The sequence below is a fragment of the Roseateles sp. P5_E4 genome, assembly GCF_054049255.1.
Genome location: NZ_JBFUMS010000006.1, coordinates 345588 through 356489 on the forward strand (window position 1 = coordinate 345588; position 10902 = coordinate 356489).

The 10902-nt window shown below is 67.7% G+C and carries 11 protein-coding genes and 1 pseudogene; 11 read left to right on the forward strand and 1 reads right to left on the reverse strand.

Features of this window, described 5'->3' with window-relative positions; all coding sequences use genetic code 11:
• The first annotated feature begins 8 nt into the window (after positions 1-8).
• The 11 genes from ACXJLH_RS14530 (at position 9) to ACXJLH_RS14580 (ending at position 10150) form a co-directional block, all read left to right on the forward strand.
• Complete coding sequence (locus ACXJLH_RS14530) at positions 9-2033, forward strand: ribonuclease catalytic domain-containing protein (protein ID WP_457444815.1); 2025 nt, start codon at positions 9-11, stop codon at positions 2031-2033.
• Between the two features lie 2 nt (positions 2034-2035).
• Positions 2036-2890 carry an energy transducer TonB gene (locus ACXJLH_RS14535; protein ID WP_457354329.1) on the forward strand — a complete coding sequence of 285 codons (855 nt, stop codon included), beginning with the start codon at positions 2036-2038 and terminating at the stop codon, positions 2888-2890.
• Positions 2887-3714: a shikimate dehydrogenase gene (gene aroE / locus ACXJLH_RS14540; protein WP_457444817.1), complete on the forward strand. Its 828-nt coding sequence runs from the start codon at positions 2887-2889 to the stop codon at positions 3712-3714. The genes ACXJLH_RS14535 and aroE overlap by 4 nt, the downstream gene beginning before the upstream one ends.
• Complete coding sequence (gene mtgA, locus ACXJLH_RS14545; protein WP_056203666.1) at positions 3714-4427, forward strand: monofunctional biosynthetic peptidoglycan transglycosylase; 714 nt, start codon at positions 3714-3716, stop codon at positions 4425-4427. Before aroE ends, mtgA begins: the two co-directional genes overlap by 1 nt.
• A 75-nt stretch (positions 4428-4502) precedes the next feature.
• Positions 4503-5090 carry a hypothetical protein gene (locus ACXJLH_RS14550; protein WP_457444819.1) on the forward strand — a complete coding sequence of 196 codons (588 nt, stop codon included), beginning with the start codon at positions 4503-4505 and terminating at the stop codon, positions 5088-5090.
• Positions 5087-5608 carry a TlpA disulfide reductase family protein gene (locus ACXJLH_RS14555; protein ID WP_457354335.1) on the forward strand — a complete coding sequence of 174 codons (522 nt, stop codon included), beginning with the start codon at positions 5087-5089 and terminating at the stop codon, positions 5606-5608. Before ACXJLH_RS14550 ends, ACXJLH_RS14555 begins: the two co-directional genes overlap by 4 nt.
• Positions 5609-5725: 117 nt before the next feature.
• The gene (aroQ, locus tag ACXJLH_RS14560; protein ID WP_056203560.1) at positions 5726-6172 is read left to right on the forward strand and encodes a type II 3-dehydroquinate dehydratase; all 447 of its coding nucleotides are present in this window, start codon (positions 5726-5728) and stop codon (positions 6170-6172) included.
• A gap of 60 nt (positions 6173-6232) precedes the next feature.
• The gene (gene accB / locus ACXJLH_RS14565; RefSeq protein WP_457444821.1) at positions 6233-6688 is read left to right on the forward strand and encodes an acetyl-CoA carboxylase biotin carboxyl carrier protein; all 456 of its coding nucleotides are present in this window, start codon (positions 6233-6235) and stop codon (positions 6686-6688) included.
• Positions 6689-6697: 9 nt separating this feature from the next.
• A complete protein-coding gene (gene accC, locus ACXJLH_RS14570; protein WP_056203555.1) occupies positions 6698-8047 on the forward strand; it encodes an acetyl-CoA carboxylase biotin carboxylase subunit in 1350 nt (449 codons plus the stop codon).
• Positions 8044-8940: a 50S ribosomal protein L11 methyltransferase gene (gene prmA, locus ACXJLH_RS14575; protein ID WP_457444823.1), complete on the forward strand. Its 897-nt coding sequence runs from the start codon at positions 8044-8046 to the stop codon at positions 8938-8940. Before accC ends, prmA begins: the two co-directional genes overlap by 4 nt.
• Before the next feature lie 142 nt (positions 8941-9082).
• Positions 9083-10150: a zinc-ribbon and DUF3426 domain-containing protein gene (locus ACXJLH_RS14580; RefSeq protein ID WP_457444825.1), complete on the forward strand. Its 1068-nt coding sequence runs from the start codon at positions 9083-9085 to the stop codon at positions 10148-10150.
• A 409-nt stretch (positions 10151-10559) separates the two neighbouring features.
• Here the strand turns inward: ACXJLH_RS14580 and ACXJLH_RS14585 are convergent.
• Positions 10560-10902 (reverse strand): annotated as a pseudogene (locus ACXJLH_RS14585) (histone H1); the annotation flags it as partial.

The window sequence follows — 10902 nt, forward strand, 5'->3', positions numbered from 1 at the left end:
GCCCTCCTATGTTTGCGCTGTTTGATGACGCCGGGAAATTTCTCGCCGGCCGGGTGATGTCGGAGGCCGATGCCTCGCTGCAGGTCGAGCTGGACTCGGGCAAGCGGGTCAAGGTCAAGTCCGCCAACGTGCTGTTGAAATTCGAGCAGCCGGCGCCAGCCGTGTTGCTGGCGGAGGCCCGCAAGCTGGCCGACGACATCGACCTCGACCTGGCCTGGGAATTCGCCCCCGAAGGAGAATTCGGCTTCGCCGACCTGGCGCGCGACTATTTCGACGCCAAGGCCGGCACCCTGCAGCAAGCGGCCGCGCTGTTTCGTCTCTACGAAGCACCGCACTATTTCCGCCGCGCCGGCAAGGGCCAGTTCAAGAAGGCGCCCGAGGAGATCGTCAAGGCCGCGCTGCTGGGCATCGAGCGCAAACGCCAGCAACAACTGCAGATCGAGTCCTGGGCCGACGAGCTGGCGGCGGGCACCTGCCCCGCGCCCATCCAGGACCAGATCTACAAGATCCTCTTCAAGCCCGACAAGAACGGCCCGGAATACAAGGCTGTCGTCGAGGCCAGCAAGAAGTCGCACAAGGCGCCGCTGGACCTGCTGCAGGGCGCCGGCGCCATCACCAGCGCCTACCAGTTCCACTGGAAGCGCTTCCTGTTCGAGAACTTCCCCAAGGGCGCCGGCTTCCCCGCGCTGACGGCGCCGGAGATCAAGGACGAGCTGGCGCTGTCGCCGGTGCGGGCCTTCTCCATCGACGACTCGCAGACCACCGAAATCGACGATGCGCTGTCGGTGCAGGGCCTGGGCACCGGCACCGTCACCTTCGGCGTGCACATCGCAGCGCCCGGCCTGGCCATCACGCCGGACTCGGCCGTCGACAAGGTTGCCCGCGAGCGCCTGTCCACCGTCTACATGCCGGGCTGGAAGCTGACCATGCTGCCCGACGACGTCGTGCAGGCCTACACGCTGATCGAGGGCCGCGACTGCCCGGCAGTCTCCATCTACTTCACGATGGATGAGGCCACCTTCGAGATCAAGGCACGCGAGACCAGGCTGGAGCGCGTGCACATCGCCGCCAACCTGCGCCACGACAAGCTCGACGGCATCGTCACCGACGCCACGCTGTCGGGCGAGGCGCCGGCCGACTACGCCTTCGCACGCGAACTCGCCTTCACCTGGCGCCTGGCCAAGCACTTGAAGGCCCAGCGCGAGGTCGTGCGCGGCAAACCCGAGAACTTCAACCGGCCGGACTACAACTTCCGCCTTGCCGGCGAACGCTCGGAGGCGCCGAACGGCACGGAGTCCGTCGAGATCAGCATGCGCGCCCGCGGCAGCTCGCTGGACCTGATCGTGGCCGAGGCCATGATCCTGGCCAACTCCGCCTGGGGTGGCTGGCTGGCCGAGCTGGGCCTGCCCGGCATCTACCGCAGCCAGGCCAGCCTCGCGCCGGGCATCAAGGTGCGCATGGGCGTCAAGGCCCTGCCCCATGCCGGCATGGGCGTGGCGCAGTACACCTGGGCCACGTCGCCGCTGCGCCGCTATGTCGACCTGGTCAACCAGTGGCAGATCATTGCCTGCGCTCGCCACGGCAAGATGGCGGCGCTGGCCGCGCCCTTCAAGCCGAAGGACGCGCAGCTGTTCTCCATCATCTCGGGCTTCGAGTCCGCCTACATGGCCTACAACGGCTTCCAGAACGGCATCGAGCGCTTCTGGACGCTGCGCTGGCTGCAGCAGAACGGCACGACCGAACTGACCGCCGCCGTCATGAAGGACGGCCTGGTGCGCGCCGACGACCTGCCGCTGGTGTTCAAGGCGCTGGGCTGCGACTCGCTGCCGCGCGGCAGCCATGTGAAGGTGCGCATCACCGGCCTGGACGAGATGACGCTGGACGTGCATGCGACGCTGATCGAGCGGCTGGATGAAGCGCCGGCCGCGGAGGAAGCAGAAGGCGATGAGGACGAGCTCGAAGCCGCCGCGGCACCGCTGACGCTGGCCATCGACGTCAATGAGTCGGAGGCGGAAGCGGCTCCGGCGCCCTGACGATGCGAAAGCTGACCACGCTGCAGATCGCGCTGGGTATTTCGCTCGGCGTGCATGCGTCGCTGGGCAGTCTGCGCATCGCCGCGCCCGAGGCTTTCAACCGCATCTTCCAGGACACGCCGCTGGAGGTCGTGCTCGTCAACACGCGCTCCAACGAGGCCCCCGTCAAGGCCCAGGCCCTGGCCCAGGCCAACCTGGCCGGCGGCGGCAACATGGAAACCGGCCGCGCGACTTCGCCACTGCCGCCGGCGCGGCAAAGCGAAGTGGGTGATGCGGCCGAAGCGCAAAGCTCGCAGATCGCCCAGTTGCAGCAGCAGCAACAGCAGCTGCTGACCCAGGTGAGGCGCGAGCTGGCCCTGCTGCCCCCGCCTGACCCGCGCCGCGAAAAGACCGACGCTGCCGAGCGCGCCCTGGCCGAGAAACGCCGACAGCTCGTGGACCTGCTCGCCGAGATCGAGAAGCGCGTCAACGATGAGAGCGCCCGGCCGCGCAAGCGCTACGTCAGCCCGGCCACGCGCGAGGTGGTCTACGCCCAGTACTACGACGGCCTGCGCCGCCGCATCGAGGAGCGCGGCACGCGCGACTTCCCCGAGGCGCGCGGCAAGAAGCTTTATGGCGAGCTGACCATGAACATCCACATCGACCACAAGGGCCGCGTCATCGAGACCGAGATCGTCGCCTCCAGCGGCAACCCGACGCTGGACAAGCGCGCCGTCGCCATCGTGCAGGCGGCCTCGCCCTTCGGCAATTTCAGCAAGGAGATGCTGCGCGGGGCTGAGGTGCTGGTCATCACATCGCGCTTCAAGTTCACGCGTGACGAAAGCCTGGAAACGACTTTGCAGGGGCAGCCGCAATGACTGATCGATATGCCGTTGTCGGTCATCCGGTCGAGCACAGCCGCTCGCCGGCCATCCACGCGATGTTTGCGGAGCAGACGGGCCAGCAGCTCGTCTATGAACGGCTGCTTGCGCCGCTGGATGGCTTCGAGGCCACGCTGCGCGCGTTCGCGGCCGCTGGCGCCAAGGGTTGCAACATCACCGTACCCTTCAAGTTCGATGCCTTTGCGCTGGCCACCGAACATACGGAACGCGCCGCGCTGGCCTGCGCCGTCAACTCGCTGCGCTTCGACGAAGGCGGCTGGGTGGGCGACAACACCGACGGCGTCGGTCTCGTCAACGACATCCAGCGCAACGCCCGCCGGCCGCTGGAAGGCCTGCAGGTGCTGCTGGTGGGCGCCGGAGGCGCGGCGGCCGGCGTGCTGGGCAGCCTGATCGCGGCCAGGCCGGCGCGCATCACCATCGCCAACCGCTCAGTGGGCAAGGCCCAGGCCTTGGTGGCCAGCCATGCCGACCTGGGCGTCCCCCTTGCCGCGGTCACCTTGGCGGAGGCCCCCGTTGCGCAAGATATCGTCGTCAACGCCACCAGCACCAGCCTCGCCGGCGCGGCCTCGCCTGTCGATGCCCGCGTGCTGGCCCGCGGCGCGCTGGCGCTGGACATGATGTACGGCCCCAAGGCGCAAGGTTTTCTGGACTGGGCCGCCGCCCACGGCGCCGAGCCGCGCGATGGCCTGGGCATGCTTGTCGAGCAGGCGGCCGAGGCCTTCTTCTTCTGGCGCGGCGTGCGGCCGGACACGGCGCCGGTGCTGAAAGCGCTGAGATCCGAGCTGAGGGCCGCGCTGTGATCCGCCACATCGGCCGACTCGTCGCTGTGCTGGCCCTGGCCGTCATTTGCCTGCAGCTCTGGTTTGCCGGCCGGATCGCGCTGATGAACGTCCTCGCACCGCAGTCCACCAGCTTCCAGCGCAGCGAGGCCGTGCGCCTGTTGAAGGAAAAACAGCAGGTCGCCTGGAGCCAGCAGTGGGTGAACGACGCCCAACTGGCCACCACGCTCAAGCGCGCCGTCATCGCCAGCGAGGACGACGGCTTCGCCCAGCACGGCGGCGTGGACTGGGAGGCCCTCAAGGGCGCCTGGAAGAAGAACGAGAAGGCACAGGCCCGCGTGGAAGCTCGTGGCAAGGGTGTGGCCAAGGTCATCGGCGGCTCGACGATCACCCAGCAGCTGGCCAAGAACCTGTTCCTTTCCGGCGAGCGCACGCTGTTGCGCAAGGGCCAGGAGCTGATCCTCACGTTGATGCTGGAAGGCCTGCTGAGCAAGCAGCGCATCCTGGAGATCTACCTGAACAGTGTCGAATGGGGGGAAGGCCTGTTCGGTGCCCAGGCCGCGGCGCGGCATTACTTCCGCACGGATGCGTCACGCCTGGGCGCCTTCGAGGCCGCGCGGCTGGCGGTGATGCTGCCGGCGCCCAAGCGCTTCGAGCGCCAGCCGGGCTCGGCCTATGTCATGGGCCGGGCCGGCCTCATCGTCGGCCGCATGAACAGCGCCCAAACGCCATGACCACCCCCACGCTCGCTTCGCTCACTGCCCCCCGAGGGGGCGCGTCAGTGCTTCGGACGGCCGCGCGCCACTGACATGAGCGACTTCACCGAAGAAATCGCCGCTGCCGCCGCCCGCCTCATCGTCGACGAGGGCATGGACTGGGGCCCGGCCAAGCAGCGCGCCGCCCGCGACCTGGGCGCGCCGCGCGCCGCCCTGCCTGGCAACGACGAGGTCGAGGACGCCGTGCGCGAGCACATCGCCATCTTCCATGCCGAAACCCAGCCGGCCGAGTTGCGGGCCCTGCGCGAACTGGCCGCGCAGTGGATGGCGCGCCTGGCCGAGTTTCGCCCGCACCTGACTGGCGCCGTCTGGCGCGGCACGGCGACACGGCTGTCCAATGTTCACCTGCAGCTGTATTGCGACGACAGCAAGGCCGCCGAGATCGCGTTGCTGGATCGCGGCATCAACTTCGACGTGGCCGAAACGACAGCCGGCCGTGGCCGGCAGGTCGACATGCTCATCCTGGATGCACCTTGCGCCGCCCTGGGCGAGCGGGTGACGCTGTGCCTGACCATCCTGGACTTCGACGACCTGCGCGGCGCCCTCAAGCCCGACGCGCGCGGCATGACCGAGCGCGGCGACCTGGCCGCGCTGCAAAACCTCGTGGAGGCCGCCGAATGACGCCCATCAACCGCCGCCTGATCCTGACTGGCGCCGGCGTCGGGGCCGCAGCCCTGGGCGCCGCCTTCGCCTGGCGCAAGCTGAACCCACCGGTGGCTTCCGTCGTCGCCCAAGCATTCTGGGCGCGACGCTTCCCTGCCCTGGACGGTAGCGACCTGGACGTCGCCCGCTGGCGCGGCCAGCCCCTGCTGGTCAACTTCTGGGCCACCTGGTGCCCGCCTTGCGTCAAGGAACTGCCGGAGATCAACCAGTTCTACAAGGAAGCCAAGGGCAAGGGCTGGCAGGTCCTTGGCCTGGCGGTGGATCAGGCCGAGCCGGTCAAGGCCTTCCTGCAGAAGACGCCGCTGGACTTCGCGGTCGCGCTGGCCGGGCCGGAAGGCCTGGGGCTGGTGCGGGAACTGGGCAATCCGGCCGGCGGCCTGCCCTTTTCCGTCGTTTTCGACGAGACCGGCGAGATCAGTTGGCGGCGTCTGGGCGTGAGCCGCCTGGAAGAACTGCGCCAATTGGCCCGAAGCTGACGCGCCCCCGAGAATTTCCCTATCCAGCAGGAAATCGGGTCCAAAACGCGTAAAGTTCGCCCTTCCTCAATTTAGTGGCGACTCTCTAGACCTTCGGGCAGGCGCGCCGCCACATGTTTGATGCAAGTTCTCGTCCTGCATGGCCCCAACCTCAACCTGCTCGGCACCCGCGAGCCCGAGGTCTACGGCGCGCAGACTCTCGCGCAGATCGATGCCGAACTCGGCAAGATCGCCACGGATGCCGGCGCCACGCTGAACAGCTTCCAGAGCAACCACGAGGGAGCATTGGTCGACCGCATCCAGGCTGCGCGCACCGACGGCACGCGCTTCATCATCATCAATCCGGCCGCCTACACCCACACCAGTGTCGCCATCCGTGACGCGCTGGCGGCTGTGGCCCTGCCCTTCATCGAAGTTCATTTGTCGAACATCCACCGCCGCGAAGCCTTCCGCCACCACAGCTATATGAGTGAGCTGGCGGTGGGCGTCATCTGCGGCCTCGGCGCCAACGGCTACCGCCTTGCGCTGCGCCACGCCCTCGAATCGTTGGAAGCTGGCGCCTGACCTCCGGTCTCGCGCCGCTTTTTCTCTTCCCCCACAACAACAACACCGCCTGGAGCCAAGATGGACCTTCGCAAGCTCAAAACCCTGATCGACCTGGTTTCGGAATCCAATATTTCCGAACTGGAAATCACCGAGGCCGACGGCAAGGTCCGCATCGTCAAGGCTGACCCGGCCGCCGCCGTGGCCATGCAGCCGGTCTACGCCGCCGCTCCCGTCGCCCATGCACCGGCCCAGGCCGCACCCGCGGCCGCCGCGCCCCCGGCCGCCGCACCCGTCGAGACCGGTCACATCGTCAAGTCGCCGATGGTCGGCACGTTCTACCGCGCCTCCAGCCCCAACGCCAAACCGTTCGCCGACGTCGGCCAACAGGTCAAGGAAGGCGAGGCCATCTGCATCATCGAGGCCATGAAGATCATGAACGAGATCGAAGCCGATAAGAGCGGCACGATCACCAAGGTCATGTGCGAGAACGGCCAGGCCGTAGAGTTCGGACAACCGCTGTTCGTGATCGAGTGAGGCCACTCGATGTTTAAGAAGGTCCTTATTGCGAATCGCGGAGAGATCGCTCTGCGCATTCAACGAGCGTGCCGAGAACTCGGCATCAAGTCCGTCGTCGTCTATTCAGAAGCCGATCGCGACGCCAAATATGTGCGCCTCGCCGACGAGGCCGTCTGCATTGGCCCGGCGCCCTCGGCCCAGAGCTACCTCAGCATGCCGGCCATCATTGCGACGGCCGAGGTGACGGACGCTGAAGCCATCCACCCCGGGTACGGCTTCCTCAGCGAGAACGCCGACTTCGCCGAGCGCGTCGAGCGCAGCGGCTTTACCTTCATCGGCCCGACGCCTGAGTCCATCCGCCTGATGGGAGACAAGGTCTCGGCCAAGCAGGCCATGATCCGCGCCGGCGTGCCCTGCGTGCCCGGCTCCGAAGGCGCCCTGCCCGAGGACCCGAAGGAGATCATCAAGATCGCCCGATCGGTGGGCTACCCCGTCATCATCAAGGCGGCCGGCGGCGGCGGCGGGCGCGGCATGCGCGTCGTGCACACCGAAGCGGCCCTGGTGCACGCGGTGCAGACGACACGCGCCGAAGCGGGTGCGGCCTTCGGCAACCCCGAGGTCTACATGGAGAAGTTCCTGGAGAACCCACGCCATGTGGAGATCCAGATCCTCGCTGACACCTTCAAGAACGCCGTCTGGCTGGGTGAGCGCGACTGCTCCATGCAGCGCCGCCACCAAAAGATCATCGAGGAAGCGCCGGCACCCGGCATCCCGCGTCGCAACATCGAAAAGGTGGGCGACCGCTGCGCGGCGGCCTGCAAGAAGATGGGCTACCGCGGCGCCGGCACCTTCGAGTTCCTGTACGAAAACGGCGAGTTCTACTTCATCGAGATGAACACGCGCGTCCAGGTGGAGCACCCGGTCACCGAGATGGTCACCGGCATCGACATCGTGCAGCAGCAGATCAAGATCGCAGCCGGCGAGAAGCTGCCGTTCACGCAGCGCCAGATCGAGATGCGCGGCCACGCCATCGAATGCCGCATCAACGCGGAGGACCCGGTCAAGTTCGTGCCCTCGCCCGGCCGCATCACGATGTGGCACGCGCCGGGCGGGCCCGGCGTGCGCGTGGACTCGCATGCCTACACGAACTACTTCGTGCCGCCCAACTACGACTCCATGATCGGCAAGATCATCGTCCACGGCGACACGCGTGAGCAGGCATTGGCGCGCATGCGCATCGCGCTGAGCGAGACGGTCGTCGAAGGCATCCAGACCAACATCCCGCTGCACCGCGAGCTGATGGCGGACGCCAAGTTCATCGAAGGCGGCACATCCATCCATTACCTTGAAGGCTGGATGGCTGCCCACAAGCGATGAGCAACCTCTTCGAGTTGGCCCTGGTCTGCCACGAGGCCGACGTCGAGATCGTCAGCGATGCGCTGATGGAGATCGACGCTCTCGCGGTCTCGGTGGAGGATGCCGACGCAGACACCGAGGCTGAGCACGCCTTGTTCGGCGAACCCGGCATGCCGGCGCCCGCAGCCGGTTGGGAGCGCTCGGTCGTCAAGGCCCTCTTCCCCACCGAGCCCGAGGCCACCGAGGCGGCGACGCTGATCCTGGCCCAGGACTGGGCTACGGATGTGCATGTGCAAGCCATCCAGGCCGTGCCCGAGCAGGACTGGGTGCGCCTGACGCAAAGCCAGTTCGCGCCGGTCGAGATCACGCCCGAGTTCTGGATCGTGCCGAGCTGGCACCAGGCGCCGCCGCAGGCCCAGCGCGTCATGCGCCTGGACCCAGGTCTGGCCTTTGGCACCGGCACGCATCCAACGACGCGCATGTGCCTGCGCTGGATCGCGACCCATTCCCAGCCCTGGATTCGCGTGCTGGACTATGGCTGTGGCTCCGGCATCCTTGCCATTGGCGCGGCCCTGCACGGCGCGCGTGACATCGACGCCGTCGACATTGACCCTGCTGCCGTCACTTCGTCGCGCGACAACGCGGCGGCCAATGGCGTCACGCTGAAACCCGGCCTGCCGGAGCTGGCCCGGGGCGAGTACCCGCTGGTCATGGCCAACATCCTGGCCACGCCGCTGAAGTTGCTCGCACCACTGCTCTGCGCCCATGTCGCGCCCGGCGGCAACCTGATCCTGGCTGGCATCCTGAGCCGCCAGGCTGAGGAACTGAAGGCCGCCTACGCGCCCTGGCTGGCGCTTGAAGTCAGCGATGAAGAGGATGGCTGGATCCTGATGACGGCCCAGCGAGCGGCATGAGCAACGCACGGCCGCCCGAAGGTGCTCATTCCCGCTTGGCGGGAGTGAGCCCGGACTTGAGATGCCCTGAGGGCATCTCATGCCTGGCGAACGCCTGGCCGCTCCGTCGGCCAGGCAAGCGCGCAGCGCGAAGGATGCACCCGTGAGCCTCGCGACGCGCTGCACGGCCTGCGGAACGATCTTCAGGATCGTCGAGGACCAGTTGCGCGTCTCCGATGGCTGGGTGCGCTGTGGCCGTTGCGCGGAGATCTTCGACGCCCGCGAACTGCTGTTCGACATCGAGCGGGACGCTCCACCACCCTGGCCGCCACAGTATGCGCCGGCCACCGTGGTGCCGGAGCCCGAGCCCCTGCCACCGCCTCCCCCTCCGCCACCTCCGCCCCCGGTCTACACACCGCCAGCGGACTGGATGCCGCCCCCCGAACCCGAGCCCCGTGCCGAGGCCTTGCCTACCGGCTGGCCCTCCGAGTACGGTCGGCAGGAAGCCAGGCCCGAGCCTCATTGGGTGGGTGACGACCGTGCCAGCGAGCCGGTTGCCGCCCCCCCGCCCATGGTGGCGCGTGATGCCGGGCCGGAACCGTCGATGGCCGAGATGGCTCCCATCACGGCCGAGCCGGCGGAGCGGCCGGGCAAGCCCGCAAAGGTCGCCAAAGCCGCCAAGCAGCAGAAGCCCGGCAAGGCCGAGGCGCCCGGCAGACTCGTGCCCGAGTTCATGCGCAAGGCCGAGAACACCGCTCGCTGGAATCGCCCTGCCGTGCGTGTGGCCCTCGGCGTCGCATCCCTCTTGCTTGCCGCATTGCTGGCCCTGCAGGTGACGCTGCACTTTCGCGACGCCATTGCCGCCCTGCACCCGCCCCTGCGCGAGCCATTGAAGGCGCTGTGCAGCGCCGCTGGCTGCGAGGTCAAACCGTGGCGGCGCATCGAGGCGCTCAGCATCGAATCAACGGCGCTCAGCCCGGTGGGCGCCGGCAGCTACAAGCTCAATCTCGCGCTGCGCAACAAGACCAGCGTGGACGTCGCCGCGCCTTGGGTGGAATTGAGCTTGACCGATGCCAGCGGCGCGGCTTTCTCCCGCCGCGTACTCGGTCCCGAAACCCTGACCCCGGTGCTGACGCAGGTCAATGCCGATTCTGAACAGGCCTTGAGCCTGGTGTTCGGAACGGGTGGCCAGAAGGTCAGCGGCTACAGCGTCAACATCTTCTACCCCTGAGAGCGTCGACTCCGACTGCCCATCAACGGCCACCCCGCAGTTCGCCTGCGATGGTGTGGTCCGCGTCATGGCCTCGTTGCCGTCCCAATGGGAAAGGCGCAGAGCCCATGCGAGTCCCTGAGACTTGAGCGCTTCGACCAACGTCAGACGTCAGGCCGGAACACGCTGGCGTGCTGCGGGGAGAGAGGCAAGGGGTCTACGCCCGGAATTGACTTTAGGTCGGCAGATTCGCGGGCCCTGTAGGACCATGCCGCATCGCCCGGACAAGCCGTTAGCAGATGCATCCCGGCCCTGCGAAAAGGACGGCGGAAATAAAAAACCCGGCCCCGAAAATTTCGGGGCCGGGTTGCCTGCTTCGCCGGGATCCGGGTGGACGAACCACCCGGCGGCGAGTCAGCGGATCGCCTGGTTAGGGCTTGTTGCCGGTCGGGAAGGGCCAGGCAGCTTGCGGGCTCAGAGCCGTCTTGGCCGCAGGAGCGGTTGCAGCAGCGGCAGGCTTGGCAGCCGGGGCAGGCTTGGCGGCAGCCTTCTTCGGAGCTGCGGCCTTCTTGGCAGCAGGCTTCGCGGCGGGCTTGGCAGCGGCCTTCTTGGGCGCAGCAGCCTTCTTGGCCGGAGCGGCCTTCTTGGCGGGTGCAGCCTTCTTGGCCGGAGCGGCCTTCTTGGCGGGCGCAGCCTTCTTGGCCGGAGCGGCCTTCTTGGCGGGCGCAGCCTTCTTGGCCGGAGCGGCCTTCTTGGCGGGTGCAGCCTTCTTG